Genomic DNA, 21,882 nt, shown 5'->3' with positions numbered 1-21,882 from the left:
ATCCGGGCCTTCAGGCTGCTTCGGTCTGGCGGAAATGCGGCAGCGCGTGCTGCGCGTCGCCCTGGTAGAAGGCCGGGAAGCGATGCAGCTGGCGTTCGGCCGCGGCCAGGTCCTGGTCTTCGCGCAGCACCGCCACGTCGAATCCGCAGCGTTCCATCTGCAGCACCTGGTCCACCAGCACGTCGCCGGTGGCGCGGATTTCGCCGGTGAACCGCACGCGGCCCCGCAGCAGGCGGGCCTGGCTGAAAGCGCGGCCATCGCTGAACTTGGGGAAATGCAGGTCGATGCGCGTCACGCCCGACAGGTCCTGCAGCAGCGGGTCGGCGTCATTCGCCAGTTCCAGCACTTTTTGGCCTTCCGCGCTCGTCGTGTGAGCGCTTGCAGCTATCAATTTCATAGTAATACTCGAGTAAAGGGCTCAGGCTCGGATTCAGGCGGTGGCTGCGGCTTGCGGGGCGGCGTCGGGCGCAGGGTGGCGGGCGGAATTGCCGGCGGCCTTGAAGGGCTCGATGCCGACGCGGCGCACCGTGTCGATGAAATGCTCATGGCGCGGGCCGTGGGCGGCGTCGGCCGGAATGGCCTGCCGGTGCTCGCGGTAGGTGGCCAGCAGCGCTTCGATGACGCCCGGCACTTCGGAGGCGCTGAACGACGGGCCGATGACCTTGCCCGGCTGGGCGGGGCCCGAGAGATCGGAGCCGTCGGCGCCGCCCAGCGTGACCTGATACCACTCCTTGCCGTCCTTGTCGACGCCGAGGATGCCGATGTGGCCGCTGTGGTGGTGGCCGCAGCTGTTGATGCAGCCGCTGATGTGCAGGTCGATCTCGCCCAGGTCCCACAGCTCGTCCAGGTCCTGGTAGCGCTCGGTGATGGCTTCCGCGATGGGCAGCGAGCGCGCGTTGGCCAGCGAGCAGAAGTCGCCGCCCGGGCAGGCGATCATGTCGGTCAGGAGGCCGATGTTCGGCTGCGCCAGGCCCAGTGCCTTGGCGGCCTTGTAGAGGGCGGGCAGCTGGTCGCGGCGCACCCAGGGCAGCACCAGGTTCTGCTCGTGCGTGACGCGCATCTCGCCGGCCGAGAAACGGTCGGCCAGGTCGGCGGCGGCGTCCATCTGGTCGGCCGTCGCGTCACCGGGCGCGTAGCCCAGGCGCTTGAACGACAGCACCACGGCGCGCAGCTGCGGCAGGCGGTGCGGCAGCACGTTGCTTTCGAGCCAGCGGCCGAAGTTGCGGTCTTCCTCGGTGGCGGCGCGCAACAGGGCCAGGGTTTCGGCCTCGGCGTCGGCGGGCGACAGGTCGAGCGCAGGCTCGTGGAAGTTGGCCGCCACGCGGTCGTATTCGGCCTGGGTGATGGTGTGCGGGCCGCCTTCCACCTCCACGATCTGGCGGAACTCTTCATCCACCTGGTCGATGAAGCTCTGTCCCTCGGACTTGACGAGGATCTTGATGCGCGCCTTCCAGAGGTTGTCGCGCCGGCCGTAGCTGTTGTAGACGCGGATCACCGCTTCCAGGTAATTCATCAGCTGGTTCCATGGCAGGAAGTCGCGCAGCACCGGGCTGATGGTGGGCGTGCGGCCCATGCCGCCGCCCACGCGCACCTTGAAGCCCAGCTCGCCCGCGTCGTTCTTGACCAGCTGCAGGCCCACGTCGTACCAGCCCAGCGCGGCGCGGTCTTCCCGCGCGCCATTCAGCGACACCTTAAACTTGCGCGGCAGGAAGGCGAATTCGGGGTGCAGCGTGCTCCACTGGCGCAGGATCTCGGCGAACGGGCGCGGGTCGGCGATCTCGTCGGCGGCGATGCCGGCCAGCGCGTCGCTGTTGATGTTGCGGATGCAGTTGCCGCTGGTCTGGATGCCGTGCAGCTGCACGGAGGCCAGCAGGTCCATCACGTCGGCGCTCTTGTCCAGCGGAATCCAGTTGAACTGCACGTTGGTGCGGGTGGTGAAGTGGCCGTAGCCGTACTTCAGGCGCGTGTTGATGCGGCGGCCATCGGCGAGCGGGATGTCGCCCAGCTTTTCCTGCGCCGCCTGCGCTTCGGCCAGCAGGGTGGCGTCGGGCTGGTCGTATTCGCGGGCCACGCGGGCCAGCACGCGCAACTGCGTGCTGGACAGCTCGCCATACGGCACCGCCACGCGCAGCATGGGGGCGTAGCGCTGCACGTACCAGCCGTTTTGCAGGCGCAGCGGCTTGAACTCATCGCCCAGCAGCGTGCCGGCCTGGTAGCGCTCCAGCTGGTCGCGGTATTGCTCGGCCCGCAGGCGGATGAACTGTTTGTCGAATTCGGTGTATTGGTACATGGTGGGGTGGCGCGCTTGTTGAGACGTTGCGCGCTCGGATCAGATCAAAACCAGTTTGGCGCCCGCCCAGGCGAGCAGCACGGAAAGGGCCGAGCGGATGAGCCGCTCCGGTGCCCGTGTGACCAGGCGCGAGCCGAGCCAGATGCCCGGCAGCGAGCCAGCCAGCAATTGGAGCAGAAGTGGCCAGTCCACGGAGCCGAGCGATGCATGTCCGAGTCCCGCGACCAGCGTCAGCGGCACGGCGTAGGCGATGTCGGCCGCGATGATGCGCGGCAGCGGCAGCAGCGGGAACACCATCAGCAGCACCGTGACGCCGATGGCGCCTGCGCCGACCGAGGTGAAGGTGACCAGCGTGCCGATCACCGCGCCCATCAGCACCGGCAGGCTCCAGTGGCGCGGACGGGTGGCTTCGGCCTCGCTCACGCCGGCGCGCCGGGCCTGTTCGGCAGCCGCGCGTGCGGGGGAGAACGCCACGGCCTTGTAGAGCATGGCGGCGGCCGTGAGCAGCAGCGCCACGCCCAGCGTGGTGGTCATGATCTGCTGGGCGGCGTGGCTGGCCGGGCCCATGCGGTCGAGCGCCCAGAGCGCCAGCAGCGCGGCTGGAATGCTGCCCGTGCAGAGCAGGCCCACCACGCGCCAGGGCACCAGTCGCTGGCGGGCCAGGCTGACCGTGCCGCCCATCTTGGTGAAGGCGGCGAACAACAGGTCGGTGCCCACGGCCATGTGCGGCTTCACGCCGAAGAAGAAGATCAGCAGCGGCGTCATCAGCGAGCCGCCGCCGACCCCCGTCAGGCCAACGATCAAACCCACTGCGAATCCCGCGAAAACGAATGCCAAGTCGTGCATGGGGCGTGACTGTAGAGAGTTCGTTTATGGTTTCAAACTATTGTTTGCTCCTTCATGTATATCGATCTGGTTATAAAGGCAGGCGGCCGGCCGGGCCTGCGTGGAACGGCGGCGCGCGGGCGGGCAGGCACGCTCCGCTTGGCGTATCGTGGCGTGGCTTCGTTGCGCTCCGCCGCCTTCCTGCCGCCCTTCTTCCGATGACCGATCCTGCCGACGCCCGCTCCCCTGTTCCGCAAGCCTCCCCCGCCGCTGGCAGCGAAGAGTCCCCTGATTTTTCCTGGCGTCGCATCGCACTGCCGGCTTTCGGCCCGTCGTTGCTGTTCGGCGTGGGCGAGGGCGCCATCCTGCCCATCGTGCCGCTGCTGGCGCGCGACCTGGGCGCCTCGGTGCCGACGGCTGCCTTCGTGGTCACGCTGATCGGCCTGGGGTCGTTGCTCAACAACATTCCGGCGTCGGTCATCACCATCCGGTGGGGAGAGCGCTGGGCCATCGTGGCCGCGGGCCTCTGGAGTGCGCTGGGCATGCTGCTGGCGGTGCTGCTGCCGGGCGTGGTGCCGCTCGCCATCGGCTGCTGCATGGTGGGCATGTCGCAAGCCATCTACAACCTGGCGCGGCAGAGCTACCTGACGGAAGCCGTGCCTCCGGCCTACCGCGCCCGGGCGCTTTCCACGCTCGGCGGCGTGATGCGCATCGGCATGTTCATCGGCCCATTCCTCTCTGCGGCGGCGGTGCATGCCTTCGGGCTGAAAGCAGCGTTTGCCGTGGGCATTGCCGGCGTGCTGGCAGCCGCCGCCGTCGGGGCGCGGCTGCCGGACCTGGTGGCCCCAGCACAGCCGGCGGGCGCGCCCGCGCCGGCGCCGGTGAACCTGCGCTCCATCCTGGCGGACCACCGCCGCGTGTTCCTGACCCTGGGCCTGGGCGTGGCCCTGGTAAGCGCGGTGCGCGCATCGCGCCAGGCGGTGATCCCGCTCTGGGCCGACCACCTCCTGCTGGCGCCCGCGATCACCTCGATCATCTACGGCATTGCCGGCGGCATCGAGATGCTGCTGTTCTACCCCGCAGGCCGGGTGATGGACTTGAAGGGCCGTCGCTGGGTGGCCGTGCCGTCGATGGCGATCATCGGTGTGGCGATGCTGCTCATGCCTTTCACCACCGGCTTCACGACGCTGCTGATCGCGGCGACCGCGATCGGGCTGGGCAACGGCATCGGCTCCGGCCTGATCATGACCCTGGGGGCGGATTTCTCGCCCCGCCACGGGCGGCCCTACTTCCTGGCGGTGTGGCGCTTCCTGTCGGACCTGGGCGGCTCCTGCGGGCCGGCGCTGCTGTCGGCGCTGGTGGCCACGGTATCGCTGGCGGGCGGCATCGCGGTCACCGGCCTGTTGTCGCTCACAGCGGCGGGGCTGCTGGGCCTGTGGATTCCCGCACGCAAGCTGCCGGCGAAGCGCGCCGGGGATTCAGTCGCTCCCTAGCCCTTTCTTACTGTCTCACTGTCTCACTGCCTCTCACGGTCGCCCACCGTGCCGAGCCGCTCCGTGGCCAGCGCGCGGACCAGCCGCACGTCGATGGGCAGCGGCTCGCCCGTCATGCGGGCGGCCAGCAGTTCCCCGCACAGGGGCGCCAGGGTGATGCCGCGCGCCCCCATGGCCGTGCAGACCCAGAGGCCCGGCTGACGCACCGGATCCACGGGGCCGACGAACGGCAGGCGGTCGGGCGCGGTGCAGCGCACGGCGGCCCAGTGGCGGGGCGCGGCAGCGGGGCCCGCCAGGGCCGGGACGAGGCCGGCGGCCAGACCGGGCAGCAGCAGCTCCAGCTTGGCCGCATTGACCGCATGGGCCTCTGCCTGCGCTGCCGGGGTGGGCGGCAGCTGCGTCTCGCCGCGCTCGAAGGTCGACCCCATCACCCAGCGCGCCTGCGCACCACGGCCGGCCTGCGGCACCAGGTTGCCGTGACCGTTGACGGGGAAGGGCGGCCAGGCGGCGGCCGCGCCCGGCGGGGCTTCGGCGCGCAGGCCCCAGCTGATCTGGCCGCGCAGGGCGTTCAGCGGGTAGTGCGATGGCAACCAGGCCCGGCTGTCGTAGCCGGCCGTGATGACCGCATAGGCCGCTTCCGCCAGCACGGCACCGTCGGCAGCCAGGGCCTGCCAGCGCGGGCTGCCGTCGGCTCCGGTCACCTGCTGCAGGCCTGCCACGGTGGCCGAGCCCTGCCAGGCGATGGCCGGCGATTCCAGCAAGGCGCGAACCAGCCGCGCCGGCTGCAGCCAGCCGGCGCGGGCATGCCAGCAGGCGGCTGCCGAGGCCGGCAGCCCGGCGGCGGCCAGGGTGGCGGCATCGGCAGGGCGGCTCCACTGCGCACCGGCGCTCGCCGCCGTGGCCGCGCGTTCGTTGTCGTTGTCGCTGTCGTTGGCGCCGGCTGTCCATGCGGCCGGCAGGCGCAGCTTGCCGTCCAGCGCACGCTCCAGCACGCCGGAGGCGCTCCAGTCCTCGCCTTCCAGCAACCGGGTCGATGAGGCGAGCGCCTGCAGCGTGGCCCGCACGCCGCTGCGCGACAGGCGCGACAGCAGGTTGTCGTCGGGCGATACATGCGGCGCGAACACGCCGGCCGGCAGGCCTGACGCTCCGGCTGCCGGCTGCGCGCCCCGGTCCAGCACCTGCACCTGCCAGCCGCGTCGGGCCAGGCTGGCGGCCACGGCGGCGCCGGACAGACCGCCGCCGATCACCAGGCAATCGCCAGGCAGCTTGGCGGCGACGGCGGCTGGGCTGCCCACCGGCGGCACTGCCGCTGCGCGGGGTTCCCAGGCCGGGTCGAACGTGGCCTGCAGGTTGTCGCGCTTGGGCGGCGCGCCGGGCACTTTCTGCACCGTGAAGCCGCACTGCGCAAGCGCATCGCGCACGGGCCGCGAGATGGTCCAGGTCGCCAGCCGGGTGCCACGACGGCAGCAACGCGCAATGGTCTTGAGCATCTGCGCGTCCCACATGCCCGGATTGCGCTGAGGGCTGAAGCCGTCCAGGTAGATGCTGTCGGCCTGCGGCGTCTGCTGGCGCAGCAGGGCTGGCGCGTCGCCCACGAAGAGGGTCAGCAACACCCGGCCCTCGTCGAAGGCCAGCCGGTGCACGCCCGGCAGCAGTCCCCACCACTGGGCGTGCAGCTGGCGTGCCAGGGGAAGGAGGTCCGCATGCTGGGAGGCGGCACGCAGCAGGTCGTCCGCACCCACGGGCCAGGCTTCGCACGACGTGAAATGCAGCACCCGGCAGCGCGCTGGGTCCGCCCGCCAGGCCGCCCAGGTCACGAGGAAATTCAGGCCGAAGCCGAAACCCGTTTCCAGGATGCGCCAGTGTGGCTGTCCGGCCCAGGCCGCCGGCAGGCCGCAGCCCTGCAGGAACGTGCTGCGGGCCTGGGTCAGGCCGCCGTCTTCGCTGTGGTAGCGGTCTCCGAAGCGGGGGCTGTACGGGGTGCCGTCAGGCATCCACTCGATGGGCTCGGACATGGTGCGGTGCAAGGGCCGGGGTGATGACCGGCGATCAGTCTTCCCAGCGCTCCTGGTACGAAAACACCGGCAGCCGCCACTGGAAGCGCACCGCCGCCATGCGCAGCGCCAGACCGGCGGCGAAGCACACGGCGGTGCTGATGTTCGGGTTCACATCCAGCGCGGTGAGGCCCAGCAGCAGCAGGCAGACCGCCAGGGACACGCTGGCGTACAGCTCCCGCCGGAACACGACGGGCACCTGGTTGCACAGCACGTCGCGCAGGATGCCCCCGCTGATGCCCGTCAGCATGCCCGCCATGACGACCACCACCGGCGGGTAGTTCAGCTCCATCGCCACGTTGCAGCCGATCAGCGAGAAGGCGATGAGGCCCATCGCGTCGAGCAGCAGGAAGACGCGCTTGAGGTGGTGCATGTGCCGCGCCACCAGGGTGGTCAGCAGACCGGCCGAGATCACCAGGTAGACGTATTCCGGATGCTGGGTCCAGCCGATGGGGTAGTGGCCCAGCACCATGTCGCGGATGGTGCCACCACCCAGCGCGGTGACGAAGGCGATCACCGCCACGCCGAAGACGTCCATGTTGCGCCGACCCGCCGCCAGCGCGCCCGACATGGCTTCGGCCGTGATCGCCACCAGGTAGATCACCAGGATGGCGGAGAACTGCGAGGCCTGGAAGGATTCCAGCAGGGAGACGGAGGGCAGCACGGCGGGCGATGGAGAAAGAAGAGGAAGGCCGCCTGGCGCGGCGTTCCCGGCCGGTGGGGACGGGCTTCGGGAGAGGGCGCTCAGTGTAGGCGCTGGAAAGGCCGTCGCCGCAAGCGAGGCCGCCCCGGAAGGCGGGGCGGCGGGGGGATCGGGGAGTGCTGGGCGGGAAGCATGCCCGCCGCGGCGTCTGCGCCGCCGCCGAAGAAGTGGTTTTCTCGAAACCACTTCTGCAGCGCTGCACTGCGTTACGCGCTGGGCGGGACGTAGCCCGCCGCGGCGTCTGCGCCGCCGCCGAAGAAGTGGTTTTCCATTTGCCGGGCGAGGTACTGGCGGGCGCGGGCGTCGGCCAGGTTCAGGCGGTTTTCGTTCACCAGCATGGTCTGGTGCTTGAGCCAGCCGGCCCAGGCTTCCTTGCTCACGCCTTCGTAGATGCGCTTGCCCAGGTCGCCGGGGTAGGGCGGGAAGTCGAGGCCTTCGGCTTCCTTGCCGAGCTTGATGCATTGAACGGTGCGTGCCATGTAGCGGGTGTCCTTCGGGGTTTGATTAGATGTTTTGGGAATTTGAAACTGAAATTTAAGTTGTTCCAGTTTTAAGAGCAGGCTTTCAGAATCCGTGGCATCGGTGATCGGCACCGACTTCCCAATGACCAGAAAGCCTCTCATGAACGTGCGCCGCGACTTTATCAAGTTTCCCTTTGCCGCCGCCCTGGCCGCCGGCTTGTCCCTGACGGCACTGCCGGCGCTGGCACAGCCGGTGCAGTTCCTGAACGTGTCCTATGACCCGACGCGCGAGCTTTACGTCGAATACAACCAGGCATTCGGCAAGCACTGGAAGGCCAAGACGGGCCAGGACGTGCAATTCAAACAGTCGCACGGCGGCTCGGGCAAGCAGGCGCGGTCGATCATCGACGGCATCGACGCGGACGTGGCCACGCTGGCCCTGGGCGGCGACGTGGATGCGCTGGTCAAGCACGGCCTGGTCAAGGCGGACTGGCAAAAGCGCCTGCCGCACAACTCCGCGCCCTACAACTCCACCATCGTCTTCCTGGTGAAGAAGGGCAATCCGAAGGGCTTGAAGGATTGGGACGACCTGGTCAAGCCCGGCGTGCAGGTGATCACGCCCAACCCCAAGACTTCCGGCGGCGCCCGCTGGAACTACCTGGCGGCGTGGGAGTTCGCCAAGCGCAAGTACGGCGGCGACGCCCAGGCCAAGGACTACGTGGGCAAGCTCTACCGCAATGTGCCCGTGCTCGACACCGGCGCGCGCGGCTCCACCATCACCTTCGTGCAGCGTGGCGTGGGCGACGTGCTGTTGGCCTGGGAGAACGAGGCCTTCCTCGCGCTCAAGGAGTTCGGACCCGAGAAGTTCGAGATCGTGGTGCCTTCGCTGTCCATCCTCGCTGAGCCTTCGGTCGCGGTGGTGGACAAGGTGGTCGACAAGAAGGGCACCCGTGCGCTGGCCGAGGAATACCTGAAGTACCTCTATTCCGACGACGGCCAGGACATCGCCGGCAAGAACTTCTACCGCCCGACGAGCGACAAGGCCAAGGCCAAGTACGACAAGCAGTTCCCCAAGCTCACCCTGGTGACCATCGACCAGGCGTTCGGCGGCTGGACGCAGGCGGACAAGGACCATTTCGCCGACGGTGCCAGCTTCGACCAGATCTACACCAACCGCAAGTAAGCGGCCATCGCCTCGCCGGACGCACGCCGATGGCCCCGATGCCGGACAACCTCGCCATGACCGCCGCACATCGGTCGCCCGCTCGCAAGCGTTCGGCGGCCACCGCTGCGGCGTTGCGCGGGCGATGTCGGGGCCTTCGGCCGCCGGTGCAGCCGGCCACGGACGGCGTTGACCCGCCGTAGTCCGCGCCGCCTCTTCCGCTTCTTCACTGTGTCACCGCATGCCGCTTCCTTTGGGAAGGCGGTCTGGGCGAAGCCTTGCCCGGCGCGCGGTGGTCTCGACGTCTGATTCCTCCACCAGGAGCCGCTTGCCATGAATTCGCCATTGAAAATTTCTCGACGCCAGTTGCTGGCCGCCACCGCAGGCACTGCGGCGCTTGCCGGCGCGCCGGCCGTCTGGTCGCAGAAGAAGGACCGGGTGCTGCGCGTCGGCAACCAGAAGGGCTGGCTGTCGCTGCTCAAGGGCCGCGGCACGCTGGAGAAGCGCCTGGCGCCTCTGGGCGTGCAAGTGGCCTGGACGGAGTTCAACGCCGGCCCGGTGCAGCTGGAAGCCCTCAACGTCGGCTCGATCGACTTCGGAGACGTGGGCGAGGCGCCTCCCATCTTCGCCCAGGCCGCCGGCGCGCCGCTGGTCTATGCCGGCGCCACCGTGCCGCGCCCGGCGCTGGAAGCCGTGATCGTGCCCAAGACGTCGGCCTTGCGCAGCGTGGCGGACCTGAAGGGCAAGCGGGTGGCGCTCAACAAAGGCTCCAACGTCCACTACTTCCTGGTCAAGCTGCTGCAAAAGCACGGTTTGCAATATGCCGACGTGCAGCCCGTCTTCCTGGCGCCGGCCGATGCGCGGGCCGCGTTCGAACGCGGCGCCATCGACGCCTGGGTCATCTGGGACCCCTTCCTGGCCGCCGCGCAAAAGACGCTGGACGCCCGTCTGCTGGCAGACGCCACGGGCGTCGTCAACAACCGGGCTTTCTATTTCACCTCGCGCGACTTCGCCACCCGCAACGCCGACGTGCTGAAGATCGCCATCGAGGAGGTGAACGCCGTCGATGCCTGGGTCGAGAAGAACAAGCCGGCCGCAGCCGGCGAGCTGTCGTCCCTGCTGGGGCTGGAACGCTCCGTCACGGAGCTGTTCGTGGGCCGGGCCAGCTACGGCACGGCGGTGGTCACCCGGCAGATCCTGGCCGAGCAGCAGCAGATCGCGGACACCTTCTTCGACCTCAAGCTGATCCCGAAAAAGATCAATCTGCTGCATGCGGCGCCGGTCGATCTGGCGTGATCGCCAGCGATGTCCTTGCCCCACCCGAGCCCGCTACCTGGAGACCGCCATGGCCCGCCTGATTCGCTCCGCCGCTCTTGACACCGCCTTCGACGCCGCCGCCCAGATGCTCTGCATCACTGCCCGCGCCTGGGGCGTGCCGGCGCCCGCCGGCGCCCGGGCGGCCGCCCGGGCGGCGACGGCATCCGCCCGCCGCCTGGCCGAGCGGCTGAATGCCTGCCGCGACCGCCGCGCCGCCAGCCCGTCGCGGCTGCGGCTCTCGGCGCACGGCTTCGACATTTCGTATTGACACGGCTAGGGCGACGCGCCCAGGCCCCCCCGCAAGACTTTCGAGGAGATTTCCCATGCAGATGTTCTGGTTCATTCCCACGCACGGCGACAGCCGCTACCTCGGCACGTCCGAAGGCGGCCGGGCGCTGAGCTTCGACTATCTGAAGCAGGTGGCCGTCGCGGCCGACAGCCTGGGCTACGAAGGCGTGCTGATTCCCACTGGCCGGTCGTGCGAGGACCCCTGGGTGATCGCGTCCAGCCTGATCGGTGCCACCCAGCGCCTCAAGTTCCTGGTCGCCGTGCGGCCCGGCCTGCACCAGCCCAGCCTGGCCGCGCGCATGGCGGCGAGCTTCGATCGCCTGTCCGGCGGGCGGCTGCTGATCAACCTGGTGACGGGAGGCGACCGGGTGGAGCTGGAAGGCGACGGCGTGTTCCTCGACCACGCCAGGCGCTACGAGCAGGCCGCGGAGTTCTTGCGGATCTGGCGCGAGATCCTGGCGCGCAGCCACGAGGGCGGGGCACTGGACTACGAAGGCGACCACCTCTCGGTCAAGGGCGCCAAGCTGCTCTTTCCGCCGCTGCAGAAGCCCTATCCGCCGGTGTATTTCGGCGGCTCCTCGGAACCCGCTCATGCGCTGGCGGCCGAACAGGTCGATGCCTACCTGACCTGGGGCGAGCCACCGGCCGAAGTGGCCAAGAAAGTGGCCGACGTGCGAGAGCGTGCCGCCCGCCTGGGCCGCACGGTGCGCTTCGGCATCCGCTTGCACGTCATCGTGCGCGAAACCGAGTCCGCTGCCTGGGCCGCCGCCGAAGACCTCATCAGCCGCGTGAAGGACGAGACCGTGGTGCAGGCCCAGGCCGTGTTTGCCCGCATGGACTCCGAAGGCCAGCGCCGCATGGCCGCGCTGCACCAGGGCGGCGCGAAGCGATCGCGCGCCGACCTGGAGATCAGCCCCAACCTGTGGGCCGGCGTGGGACTGGTGCGCGGCGGCGCGGGCACGGCGCTGGTGGGCGATCCCCAGACCGTGGCCGCGCGCATCCAGGAATACGCCGCCCTCGGCATCGACACCTTCGTGATGTCCGGCTACCCGCATCTGGAAGAGGCCTACCGCTTCGCGGAGCTGGTCTTCCCGTTGCTGCCGCTGGCGGTGCAGGAACGCCTGTCCGGTGGCAACCCGCTCGGCCCCTTCGGCGAGACGGTGGGCAACCAGTACGCGCCCCGCGCTTCGCAAAGCTGACGACGCAACGACCCGGCACCGCAACGACGCAACGACACAACGATGAAGAAAGACGAGACGGCCCCCGGCCGAGGAGGAAGAAACCACATGGCGATCCATTCCATCAACCACGTGCAGCTGCCGTTCCCGGTCGGGGCGGAAGGGCAGATCCGCAACTTCTACAGCGCGTTGCTGGGCCTGACCGAGCTGCGCCACGCGGCCGCCGGCACGGCGCTGCATTTCGCGGCCGGCGCCCAGCGCATCGAGCTGGTGCCCACCGACCGCTGGGCCGGCGCGCCTGCCGCGTCGCACCTGGCCTTCGAGGTGGACAACCTGCCCGAGCTGCGGGGCCGGCTGCTGCAGGCCGAGCTGCCCTTGGTGGAAAACCGCGCGCTGCCCGGCTACCTTCGGTTCTACGTGAAGGACCCGGCGGGCAATCAGCTCGAATTTCTGGAGCCCGATACCGAGCGGGAGTGGCCGGTATGACGACGCCCGCCATCCGAGAATTGCAGGTGTCGCCCCTGCCCGAGTCGCTGGAGGCGCCGGCCAGCGGCGCGCTGGCCGCCGCTGCGCGCAGGGGCTTCGGCACCGCGTGGCAGCTGTTCCTGCCGTGGCTGGTGCCCGTGGCGCTGGTGGCGGGCTGGCAGGTGGCTTCGGCGCTGGGCTGGCTGTCGTCGCGCGTGCTGCCGGCACCGTCCGACGTGCTGGTGGCCGCCTGGCAGCTGGCCGTGTCGGGCGAGCTGTGGACGCACGTGAAGATCAGCGCGGCCCGGGCCTTGGCGGGCCTGGCCATCGGCGGGGGGCTGGGGCTGGCGCTGGGGCTGTTGACCGGCTCCGTGCGCACCGCGCAGACGCTGCTCGATTCGACCATCCAGATGGTGCGCAACATTCCGGCGCTGGCGCTGATTCCGATGGTGATCCTGTGGTTCGGCATCGACGAGTCGGCCAAGATCTTCCTGATCGCCGTGTCGGTGTTCTTTCCGATCTATCTCAACACCTTCCACGGCATCCGCAACGTCGACCCGCAGCTGATCGAGATGGGCCGCACGTACGGGCTTGGCCGGTGGCAGCTCTACCGCCAGATCATCCTGCCGGGCGCCATGTCGTCGATCCTGGTCGGCCTGCGGTTCTCGCTGGGGCTGATGTGGGTGATCCTGATCGTGGCGGAAACGATCTCGGCGCAGTCCGGCATCGGCTACCTGACCATGAACGCCCGCGAGTTTCTGCAGACCGACATCGTGCTGGTGGGCATCCTGCTCTACGCACTGCTCGGCAAGCTGGCCGACCTGCTGGCGCGCGGGCTGGAGCGCTGGTGGCTGCGCTGGCACCCTGGCTACCAGCCCAAGTGAATGGAAAGGCCGAACGACCATGACCGACACTTCTTTGTTCCCCCCGCCGGCCCCGTTGGCTGACCCCGCCCCCGGCGGCGTGCGGCTCCACGCGCACGGCCTGCACAAACGCTACGGCCAGCGCGAGGTGCTGCGCAACGCGCAGCTGACCATCGAGCCGGGCGAATTCGTCGCCATCGTGGGCCGCAGCGGCTGCGGCAAGAGCACGCTGCTGCGCCTCGTCGCCGGCCTGGAGGCCGCCACCAGCGGCACGCTGACCACCGACGGCCAGGACGTGCGCGGCCTGCATGCCGACACGCGCATCATGTTCCAGGAGGCGCGCCTGTTGCCCTGGCGCCGGGTGCTGGACAACGTCACGCTGGGCCTGCCGGGCGCTCTGCGCGAGCGGGGCCGCGAGGTGCTGGCGCAGGTGGGCCTGGCCGAGCGCGAAGGCGAGTGGCCGGCACGCCTGTCGGGCGGGCAGCGTCAGCGCGTGGCCCTGGCGCGGGCGTTGGTCCACCAGCCACGCCTTCTGCTGCTGGACGAGCCCCTGGGCGCACTGGACGCGCTGACCCGCATCGAAATGCACCGGCTGATCGAAGGCCTGTGGCAGCGCCACCGCTTCACCGCGCTGCTGGTCACGCACGACGTGCAGGAAGCCGTGGCCCTGGCCGACAGGGTGATCCTCATCGAGGACGGCCGGATCGCGCTGGATGAACGCATTGCCCTGGCGCGGCCCCGGTCGCAGGGCGACGCCGCCTTCGCCGCCATCGAGAAACGCATCCTCGATCGCGTGCTGCAAAAGCCGGCGTCGGGGGAGGGCGCCAGCCCGCACGCGGCTGACGCGCTCTGGCCCGGCGTGCCAGCCCATGGCTTGCGCTGGGCGGTCTAGCCGGGCGCGGCCTTCTCCTGTCTTGTTTCTTCGATCCCGTTCCATCCACACCGTTTTTTTCCAAGGAGCCCACCATGTCCATCCAAGCCATCAACGTCCGCAACCAGTTCAAGGGCAAGGTCCGCGAAATCGTGCGCGGCGACGTCGTTTCCGAAGTCGATGTCGAGACGCCCTGGGGCATCGTCACATCGGTCATCACCACCCGCTCGGTGGACGAACTGGGCCTGGGAGTGGGCTCGGACGTCGTGGCGCTGGTGAAGTCCACCGAGGTGTCGATCGCCAAGCTGTAGTCTGCTGGAAAACAGAGCCAGACTGCCCTCTGGCGCCCGCCGTTCGGCCAGATAATGCTATTAAAAAGATAGCGTAATGCCGGCTGTGGCCGGCGGCTGGCACGCCTGTCCTTCGCGCGCGAGGGTCAGGCGCAGAAGGCGAGCAGGCTACGACAGGCTCAGCCCGCACGGTGGGTGCAGCGCCGTTCGTACTGCCAGGGCCAGTGACCCCACGGGTTCCAGACCGCGGACCCCGGGCCCTGTTCGCTGGCAGCCTGTCGAAAGGCTGCCCTGCGCTCGCACGGCCTGCCTGCCTGAAAGCCCAGCCCACCCTGGCCCAGTCCAGCGCGGCGCTGGCCAAGCCGCACGGCTAGCGCCGGCGTCCCTTCCCGCAGTCCGCGCACCGGCCATAGAGCGTCAGCTCATGGCGTTCCACGGTGAACCCCTTGGGCGCCAGGTCCAGCAGATCGCCCGGGCACTGGTGCACGTCGAACACCCGCGAGCACACCGTGCACTGGAAGTGGTGATGGTGGTCGTGCCCGGCCGATTCATATCTGGGGTTCTCGCCCGGCAGGTTCACCACCTGCACGGCGCCGTCTTCCACCAGCGCCTTGATGTTGCGGTAGACCGTCGCCAGACCCAGTCCCTCCACGCTTTCGCGCGCGCTGTCCAGCACCTCCTGGGGCGTCAGCGGACGGTGCGCCGCCTCGATGGCGGACTGGATGGCGGTGCGTTGCCGGGTAGATCGTTCCATGGATGCAGGTGCGCAGGAGTCGGGAAGGCTGTCGGAAGGGCAGTCAGGCGGGAAGACGCAGGAATTATCGGCCGCTCATGCAGGCAGAGGTTGTCGCGTCCGAAAAGGAAGGCATCTGGCTTATTTGATATTGATAATGCATTATCATCTTGGTCGTGATCCTCCCGAGCTTCTCATGCCCCTAGAATCGCCGCGTTGGTGCTCGCAGCGTGGTTCGCAGGCTGCAGTTCAACGGGAAGCAGGGAAGCACGACCGACCAGGAAAGTGCCGCGCCTGCGCTGCCCCCGCAACGGTCAACGGATGGGGCGCTCTTTCCGAGCGTCCCGGTCTCCCCGCCCACAGCCACTGGATGCCTTGAACAAGCACCTGGGAAGGCTTGGGGAGATTCATCCGCCAGCCCGGATACCGGCCAACAAGAGGTGCTGCTCCCCGAGGGCGCGGCACTGTGACGCTCACGTGCTGGCGGGTGGCTGGCGCAGGGCCTATGTGTCTTCCATCGATCGTATGAATCACTCGTCTCGCTCCGCGCGGGTGGCCGTGTTGCCCCTGGCCCTGGCCGCCGCATTTCCGCTTTGCGCACAAACCACCTCGACCCTGCCCGATGTGGTCGTCACCGGCACGGCGCCTGCGCCTGGCGCCCCGGCGCCGCTCGATCAGCCGGCCACCAGCGCCTCGCGGCTGGGCCTCACGGTGCGCGAAACGCCGGCCTCCGTGGATCTCGTCCCGTCCGAGGTGCTGGCCGAGCGCGGGCTGCACACCGTGACCGAAGCCGCCCAGGCCGCCACCGGCGTGCTGGCAGGGGACTTTCCCGCCGAGCCCAGTGCGTTTTCGATGCGCGGCTTCGCCAACAGCCAGATCAACACGCTGTACAACGGCATCAAGGTGGGCCCGCCGAACATGACCTCGCGCGTCATGGACACGGCCAATCTGGAACGTGTCGAATTCCTCAAGGGTGCCGCCTCGCTGATGTCGGGGGAGGGGGCCACCGGCGGCGCCGTCAACTTCGTCACCAAGGCCCCGCACCGGGGGCCGGTGCGCACCGAGGTGAACACGTCTGCCGGCTCGTTCGGCGACCGGCGCCTGTCGGTCGGCTCCGGCGGCACGACGGGCTGGAAGGACCTGGACTACCGCGTCGACGCCAGCGTGTCCCACCGCGACGGCTTCATCGACGACACCAGCCAGCGCAACCGCCATCTGTCGGGCGGGCTCGACTGGCGGGCCGCGCCGGGCGTCAAGCTCTTCGTCGCGGGCGAGGCCAAGCGCGACAGCGGCAGCAGCTACTGGGGCACGCCGCTGGTGTCGGCCGGCGCGCCGGGTGTGCAGCCGCGCGGCGGCATCGTCTCGGGCACCTACCGCTCGGGCTTCAACGGCAGCGACCTGGGCGCGGTCGCCATCGATGGGCGCACGCTGCGCACCAACTACAACGTGCAGGACAACCGCAACGAAGCGCGGGAAACTTGGCTGCGGGCCGGTGGCGAATGGCAGGCGAGCGACGCGCTGGTGCTGCGCAGCCAGTTCTGGCGCTACACGGCCGACCGTACCTGGCTCAACAACGAGATCAGCGCGTTCAATGCCGCCACCGGCCTGGTGGACCGGGAACGCTTCTACGTGGCGCAGGACCAGGCCAGCTGGGGCAACAAGACCGAGGCGCAGTGGGATGCCCGCCTGGGAGGCCTGGACAACCGGCTGGTCGCCGCCTTCGAGTACAGCCACACGGACCTCGACCGTCCCGGCGCTGCCAACTTCCCCGGCGACAGCGTGAGTTTGGTGGACCCAGCGCGCGGCAGCTATGGCCGGCTGACCACGCAGCTGCAGACCACCGCCCTCCGCAACACCGCGCTGGCGCTGGAAGACCGGCTGCGCGTGACGCCCACCGTCGCGCTCATCGGCGGGCTGCGGCATGAGCGCATCGCACTGGACAGGAGCTCCGCCAACGCCGCGGGCGTTCAGCGCGCGGGCTTTCCCTACGAAAAGACCTGGAACCCCACCACCGGCCGCATCGGCCTGACCTGGGAGGCTGCGCCCGGCACCACCGTCTACGGCCAGTACGGCACGGCGGCGGACGTGGCAGCCAACAACATCTTCCTGCTGGGCGCTACCCAGCCGCTCGATCTGACCCGCACGCGCAATGCCGAAGTGGGCGTCAAGCAGTCGTTCTGGGATCAGCGCGGCGACTGGACGCTGGCCTACTACGACACCGAGCGGCGCAACGTCTACGCCGCGCAGGGTGGCCAGCAACTGGCGCAGGCCGGCGCGCTGAAGTCCCGCGGCGTCGAGGCCTCGCTGGCGCTGCGGCCCGATGCGCAATGGAGCCTCTGGAGCAACCTGGCGCTCAACCGGGCGCGGTACGAAGGCTACGTGCAGGCCGATGGCACGTCGTTTTCGGGCCATCAGCCGCCCAACGCGCCACGCGTCATCGCCAATGCCGGCGTGGGCTACCGCTTCGTGCTGGGCGTGCCGATGCAGGTGTCCGCCTCCGTGCGCCATGTCGGTGACCGGTTCCACAGCGACGCCAACACCGTGCGCCTGAAGGCCTACACCGTGTTTGATGCAGGCCTGGCGGTGGATGTGGCGCGCGGGGTACAGCTCACGCTGCGCGGCCGCAACCTGGGCAACCGCACCTATGCCGCCTGGTCCGACCCGTTCTACCCTGACCAGGTCCTGCTGGGTGTGCCGCGCAGCTACGAGCTCGCGTTGCGCTGGACGCTCTGAGCGCGATTGCCGCGATGAATCCACCGCATTTGGTACTGCAACTGCAGGGCGCTGGCTTCCAGACGCGCGAAGGCCGGGCGCTGCTCGAGCCCATCGACGCCGTCGTCCAGCCCGGCGAGTGCGTGGCAGTGGTCGGCCCCAATGGCGCGGGCAAGAGCACGCTGCTGAAGCTGCTGGGCGCCCGGCTGGCGCCGACGCGCGGTACGGTCCGGCTGCTGGGGCACGACCTGGCCGACTGGCCCGCCTCCGGCCGCGCCCGCCACGTGGCGCTGCTGAGCCAGACCGAGTCGGTGGAGGGCGGCCTGCGCGTGCGCGACTACGTGGCCTTCGGCCGGGTACCGCACCAGCACAGCGCCAGCCGTGCCGAGCACGAGGCTGCCGTGGCCGCCGCCTTGCACACCTGCGCGGTGCAAGGCATGGCGGACCGGCCGCTGGGCACGCTGTCGGGCGGCGAACGCCAGCGCGTGCATCTGGCGCGCGCCCTGGCGCAGCAGCCCACGCTGCTGCTGCTGGACGAGCCCACCAACCATCTGGACCTGGCCGCGCGCGCCGACCTGCTGGCGCTGGTGCGCAGCCTGGGCCTGACCGTCGTGGCGGCCCTGCACGAGCTGGGCCTGGTGCCGGGCTTCGCCACGCGCGCCTGGGTGCTGAAGGGCGGCCGGCTGGTGGCGGACGACGTTCCGGCGCGCGCGCTCGACCCGGCCAGGGTGGCCTCGGTTTTCGGCATGGAGCTGGTGCATACCCGGCATCCCCGTCACGGCGGCACGCTGTGGTCCTTCGAAAGGGCTGCCGCATGACGACCGCCCGCCAGTTGCGTGGCGCCGTGCGTGCGGCGCTGATTGCGGGCGCCTTGAGTGCCGCGGTATCGATCGCTGCGACCGCGGCCGAACCCGGCTTTCCCGTCACGGTCAGCAGCTGCGGCCAGCCGGTGCGCTTCGACGCCCCGCCTCGCCGCATGGTGGTGCACGATCTCAACATGACCGAGATGGCCCTGGCCCTGGGCCTGCAGTCGCGCATGGCCGGGGTGACGGGCATCACCGGCTGGTACAAGGCGGCGCCCGAGTTTTTCACCGCCCTGGGCAAGGTGCCCGAGCTGGCAGCCAAGTACCCGACGCTGGAGAACCTGCTGTCTGCCCGGCCCGACCTGTTCGTGGCCGGCTGGTACTACGGCATGCAGCCCGGCGGCGAGGTCACGCCCGCCACGCTGGCGCGCCACGGTGTGCCCACGCTGGTGCTGACGGAGAGCTGTATCCATGCCCGTGCCGACAAGCCCGAAGCCACGCTGGAGCTGCTCTACGGCGACGTGCTGCGCCTGGGCAGCGTCTTTGGCCGGCAGGGCCTGGCCGAGCGGCTGGTGGCTGGCTGGCGCGAGCGGGTGCGCGTTGCCGCCCAGCCGGCGCTGGCCCGGCCCCCCCGCGTTTTCGTCTACGACTCGGGCGAGGACAAGCCCTTCACCGCCGGCCGCGCGGCCATGCCTCAGGCGCTGATCGCAGCGGCCGGCGGCGTCAATGCGATGGGCGACCTGCCCATGGGCTGGGGCAGCACTTCGTGGGAAGCGGTGGCTGAGCGCGATCCGCAATTCATCGTGCTGCTCGACTACCAGAACGGCCAGGGGCCTGACCACCTGCGCCGGGTGCTGGAGCGGCACCCCGTCATGCGCCTGACCCAGGCAGTGCGAGAGCGCCGCTACATCGTGCTGCGCTACGCCGAGCTGACCCCCGGCCCGGCCAACATCGACGCCATCGAAAAGATGGCCCGCGCCCTGAGGGCGCCCCGGTGAGGCTGCGCAACCTGGCCCTGGCGCTGGCCGGCGCCGCGGTGTTGGGTGCGCTGGCCCTGGCCTCGCTCACCGCAGGCAGCCACAGCCTGGGCTGGCGGGCGGCCCTGGCGGCGCTGGCCGGGCCCTGGGCGCCCGCATGGGGCTGGACGGTGCCCGGCGACATGGCCCAGGCGATCGTGCGGGAGCTGCGCCTGCCGCGCCTGCTGCTGGCGCTGCTGGTGGGCGCGTCGCTGGCCGTGGTGGGAGGACTGCTGCAGACCAGCACCCGCAACGACCTGGCGGACCCCTTCCTTTTCGGGTTGTCTTCGGGCGCCTCGGCGGCGGCCGTCGCAGTGATCGGCTGGGCTGGCGATGCGCTGGGCGCCTGGACCCTGCCGGCAGCCACCTTCGGCGGGGCGCTGGCGGCTGCCGGCGCGGTGCTGCTGCTGGTGCGGCGGGTGGGCGCGCAGGGGCCGGCCAACATGGTGCTGGGCGGGCTGGCCATCTCGTTCCTGCTGGGCGCGGTGACGCATGTGCTGGTGTTCGCAGGCGATCAGCGTGCTGCCCACGCGGTGGTGTTCTGGTCGCTGGGCGGCCTGGGCCTGGCCCGGTGGGACAACCTCTGGCTGCCTCTGGCCGGACTGCTGGTGGTGGCCGGCTTCGTCGGCCGCCGGCACCGTTCGCTCGACACGCTGCTGGCGGGCGATGACACGGCCCACAGCCTGGGCGTTGCGCCCGAGCGGCTGCGGCTGCAGCTGTTCCTGGTGGCTGCGATCACCACGGCATGCTGCGTCGCGCTCTGCGGCGTGATCGGCTTCGTCGGACTGATGGTGCCCCACCTGGCGCGGCGCGTGGCCGGACCGCTGCATGCACGCTTCCTGCCGCTCGCGGCGGTGCTGGGGGCCGGGTTGCTGGTCGCCAGCGACCTGATCGCCCGCACCGCCCTGGGCCCGCAGGAGCTGCCGGTGGGCATCGTCACTGCGGGGCTGGGGGCCTGCTTCGTGATGGCCCTGCTGCTGCGGCGACCGGCGCGGTAGGGCCCCGGAGTGCGGCGCTGATTAGAACTTTTGCTTCCATCGTCATGGAAACAAAGTCGTTCTGGATCGATAGACGGAAAACTACGATGGGGCCCTGTTGTGTTCTGGAGGGCTTTCCGTGTGCCATCACCGCGCCTATGACGGCGCCGTTTCCCGCTTACCGCGCGCGGCCGCCGAGGGGCGGCCATGAACTTCCAGCAACTGCGTTCCATGCGCGAGGCCGTCCGCTGCGGCTTCAATCTGACCGAGGTGGCCGGCATGCTCTACACCTCGCAGCCCGGGGTCAGCCGGCAGATACGGGAGCTGGAAGACGAGTTGGGCGTCGAGATCTTCGTGCGCGCCGGCAAGCGGCTCACGGGGCTGACGCCGCCGGGCGAGACCCTCCTGCCCATCGTGGAGCGCCTGCTGCTGGAGGCCGACAACCTCAAGCGCGTCGGGCACGACTTCAGCGCCAGCCAGGAAGGCCGCCTGTCGGTCGCGGCGACGCATTCGCAGGCCCGCTACGCGCTGCCCCAGGTCGTGCGCGACTTCCGCGCGCTGTATCCCCAGGTCACGCTGCACCTGCACCAGGGCTCGCCCCGGCAGGTGGCCGAGATGCTGCTGAACGGCGAGGCGGACATCGGCGTGGCCACCGAGGCACTGGCGGGCTATGACGCGCTGGTCACGCTGCCCTGCTACCGCTGGACGCACAGCATCGTCGTTCCGCCCGGCCACCCGCTGCTGGAAGGCGATGCACCCGTCACGCTGCAGCAGCTGGCTGGCTATCCCATCGTCACCTACGAACTCGGCTACACCGGCCGGGCCCATATCGACGAGGCCTTCGCCCGTGAAGGACTGGCGCCCGACGTGGTGCTGACCGCCATGGATGCCGACGTCATCAAGACCTACGTGGAGCTTGGCATGGGCGTGGGCATCGTGGCCTCCATCGCCGTCGATCCGGAGCGTGACCGGCACCTGCGCGCGCTGGACGCACGGCATCTGTTCGAGGTCAACCTCACCCGCCTGGGGCTGCGCCGCGGCAGCTGGCTGCGGGGCTACGCCTACCGCTTCATCGAAACCTTCGTGCCCACGCTGACGCGGGCGACCGTGGAGCAGGCCATGGCGGCGCAAGCCCCAGGCTGAGTCGCGGCCAGCGGCGCCACTGCGAGCCGCCCACAATGCCGCCGAATCTTCACACGGGCTGGCGTCTTCCCGGGTGCCGACCCGGTTGTGAAGGGGAGGATCCCGTGCGGCCAGGTTCGACGGTAAGCCACCGAAGTTAGAGCGTGTTATGAACTTCCCGCCGAAGTCAGCACCCGTACGGCAGCGGGCAACATGAGCACTGCGAAAACCAGGAAATGCAGTCCACCGAGCACTTCGG

21 protein-coding genes and 1 riboswitch are annotated in these 21,882 nt (G+C 69.8%); of the genes, 14 read left to right on the top strand and 7 right to left on the bottom strand.

Going from position 1 to position 21,882, the window contains the following annotated elements; all coding sequences use genetic code 11:
- Positions 1-10 precede the first annotated feature (10 nt).
- The 3 genes from ASF94_RS05400 to ASF94_RS05390 are packed head-to-tail and all read right to left on the bottom strand — an operon-like array spanning position 11 to position 3,136.
- On the bottom strand, positions 11-397 hold the full coding sequence (locus tag ASF94_RS05400) for a DUF934 domain-containing protein (RefSeq protein ID WP_056662728.1): 387 nt from the start codon (positions 395-397) through the stop codon (positions 11-13).
- Between the two features lie 33 nt (positions 398-430).
- Entirely contained in the window at positions 431-2,290 is a 1,860-nt protein-coding gene (locus ASF94_RS05395) for a nitrite/sulfite reductase (protein WP_056662725.1), read from the bottom strand.
- A 39-nt stretch (positions 2,291-2,329) separates the two neighbouring features.
- The gene (locus tag ASF94_RS05390) at positions 2,330-3,136 is read right to left on the bottom strand and encodes a sulfite exporter TauE/SafE family protein (protein ID WP_056662723.1); all 807 of its coding nucleotides are present in this window, start codon (positions 3,134-3,136) and stop codon (positions 2,330-2,332) included.
- Positions 3,137-3,333: 197 nt separating this feature from the next.
- Here ASF94_RS05390 and ASF94_RS05385 point away from each other — a divergent pair, with 197 nt between their 5' ends.
- Entirely contained in the window at positions 3,334-4,608 is a 1,275-nt protein-coding gene (locus ASF94_RS05385) for an MFS transporter (protein WP_056662721.1), read from the top strand.
- 23 nt (positions 4,609-4,631) lie between these two features.
- On the opposite strand, the gene mnmC is transcribed toward ASF94_RS05385, so the two are convergent.
- The 3 genes from mnmC to ASF94_RS05370 all read right to left on the bottom strand — a co-directional run bounded on the left by mnmC (position 4,632) and on the right by ASF94_RS05370 (position 7,844).
- Positions 4,632-6,623: an FAD-dependent 5-carboxymethylaminomethyl-2-thiouridine(34) oxidoreductase MnmC gene (gene mnmC, locus ASF94_RS05380; RefSeq protein WP_056662717.1), complete on the bottom strand. Its 1,992-nt coding sequence runs from the start codon at positions 6,621-6,623 to the stop codon at positions 4,632-4,634.
- A gap of 34 nt (positions 6,624-6,657) precedes the next feature.
- Positions 6,658-7,326: a trimeric intracellular cation channel family protein gene (locus ASF94_RS05375; protein ID WP_056662714.1), complete on the bottom strand. Its 669-nt coding sequence runs from the start codon at positions 7,324-7,326 to the stop codon at positions 6,658-6,660.
- A 245-nt stretch (positions 7,327-7,571) separates the two neighbouring features.
- Complete coding sequence (locus tag ASF94_RS05370) at positions 7,572-7,844, bottom strand: oxidative damage protection protein (protein WP_056662711.1); 273 nt, start codon at positions 7,842-7,844, stop codon at positions 7,572-7,574.
- A 142-nt stretch (positions 7,845-7,986) separates the two neighbouring features.
- Between ASF94_RS05370 and ASF94_RS05365 the strand changes: the two genes are divergently transcribed.
- From ASF94_RS05365 to ASF94_RS05330, 8 genes are all read left to right on the top strand, one after another.
- Positions 7,987-9,009, top strand: a complete 1,023-nt coding sequence (locus ASF94_RS05365; RefSeq protein WP_056662708.1) for a sulfate ABC transporter substrate-binding protein — start codon at positions 7,987-7,989, stop codon at positions 9,007-9,009.
- Positions 9,010-9,321: 312 nt separating this feature from the next.
- Positions 9,322-10,284: a sulfonate ABC transporter substrate-binding protein gene (locus tag ASF94_RS05360; RefSeq protein ID WP_056662705.1), complete on the top strand. Its 963-nt coding sequence runs from the start codon at positions 9,322-9,324 to the stop codon at positions 10,282-10,284.
- A gap of 49 nt (positions 10,285-10,333) precedes the next feature.
- Positions 10,334-10,573 carry a hypothetical protein gene (locus ASF94_RS05355; RefSeq protein WP_056662701.1) on the top strand — a complete coding sequence of 80 codons (240 nt, stop codon included), beginning with the start codon at positions 10,334-10,336 and terminating at the stop codon, positions 10,571-10,573.
- Positions 10,574-10,628: 55 nt separating this feature from the next.
- Complete coding sequence (ssuD, locus tag ASF94_RS05350) at positions 10,629-11,792, top strand: FMNH2-dependent alkanesulfonate monooxygenase (protein WP_056662698.1); 1,164 nt, start codon at positions 10,629-10,631, stop codon at positions 11,790-11,792.
- Positions 11,793-11,879: 87 nt separating this feature from the next.
- The gene (locus tag ASF94_RS05345) at positions 11,880-12,257 is read left to right on the top strand and encodes a VOC family protein (protein WP_056662695.1); all 378 of its coding nucleotides are present in this window, start codon (positions 11,880-11,882) and stop codon (positions 12,255-12,257) included.
- On the top strand, positions 12,254-13,120 hold the full coding sequence (gene ssuC, locus ASF94_RS05340) for an aliphatic sulfonate ABC transporter permease SsuC (protein ID WP_056662691.1): 867 nt from the start codon (positions 12,254-12,256) through the stop codon (positions 13,118-13,120). The genes ASF94_RS05345 and ssuC overlap by 4 nt, the downstream gene beginning before the upstream one ends.
- Before the next feature lie 19 nt (positions 13,121-13,139).
- Positions 13,140-13,991 carry an ATP-binding cassette domain-containing protein gene (locus ASF94_RS05335; protein ID WP_056662688.1) on the top strand — a complete coding sequence of 284 codons (852 nt, stop codon included), beginning with the start codon at positions 13,140-13,142 and terminating at the stop codon, positions 13,989-13,991.
- A gap of 74 nt (positions 13,992-14,065) precedes the next feature.
- A complete protein-coding gene (locus ASF94_RS05330) occupies positions 14,066-14,281 on the top strand; it encodes a molybdopterin-binding protein (RefSeq protein ID WP_056662686.1) in 216 nt (71 codons plus the stop codon).
- 349 nt (positions 14,282-14,630) lie between these two features.
- Here the strand turns inward: ASF94_RS05330 and ASF94_RS05325 are convergent, their stop codons facing one another.
- The gene (locus tag ASF94_RS05325; protein ID WP_056662683.1) at positions 14,631-15,014 is read right to left on the bottom strand and encodes a Fur family transcriptional regulator; all 384 of its coding nucleotides are present in this window, start codon (positions 15,012-15,014) and stop codon (positions 14,631-14,633) included.
- 179 nt (positions 15,015-15,193) lie between these two features.
- Positions 15,194-15,443, top strand: a riboswitch (cobalamin riboswitch).
- Between the two features lie 75 nt (positions 15,444-15,518).
- On the opposite strand from ASF94_RS05325, the gene ASF94_RS05320 reads away from it, so the two are divergent.
- The 5 genes from ASF94_RS05320 (at position 15,519) to ASF94_RS05300 (ending at position 21,644) form a co-directional block, all read left to right on the top strand.
- Complete coding sequence (locus ASF94_RS05320; protein WP_082493002.1) at positions 15,519-17,726, top strand: TonB-dependent siderophore receptor; 2,208 nt, start codon at positions 15,519-15,521, stop codon at positions 17,724-17,726.
- 14 nt (positions 17,727-17,740) lie between these two features.
- Positions 17,741-18,523: an ABC transporter ATP-binding protein gene (locus ASF94_RS05315; RefSeq protein ID WP_056662678.1), complete on the top strand. Its 783-nt coding sequence runs from the start codon at positions 17,741-17,743 to the stop codon at positions 18,521-18,523.
- On the top strand, positions 18,520-19,506 hold the full coding sequence (locus ASF94_RS05310) for an ABC transporter substrate-binding protein (protein WP_056662677.1): 987 nt from the start codon (positions 18,520-18,522) through the stop codon (positions 19,504-19,506). Before ASF94_RS05315 ends, ASF94_RS05310 begins: the two co-directional genes overlap by 4 nt.
- Positions 19,503-20,522, top strand: a complete 1,020-nt coding sequence (locus ASF94_RS05305; protein WP_056662674.1) for an iron ABC transporter permease — start codon at positions 19,503-19,505, stop codon at positions 20,520-20,522. Before ASF94_RS05310 ends, ASF94_RS05305 begins: the two co-directional genes overlap by 4 nt.
- Positions 20,523-20,708: 186 nt before the next feature.
- A complete protein-coding gene (locus tag ASF94_RS05300) occupies positions 20,709-21,644 on the top strand; it encodes a CysB family HTH-type transcriptional regulator (protein ID WP_056662671.1) in 936 nt (311 codons plus the stop codon).
- Positions 21,645-21,882: the final 238 nt, after the last annotated feature.

It is taken from the genome of Acidovorax sp. Leaf160 (genome assembly GCF_001424265.1).
Lineage (GTDB): Bacteria > Pseudomonadota > Gammaproteobacteria > Burkholderiales > Burkholderiaceae_C > Paracidovorax.
The sequence above is the reverse complement of the archived record's forward strand: the minus strand, read 5'-3'. Positions and strand labels throughout refer to the sequence as shown.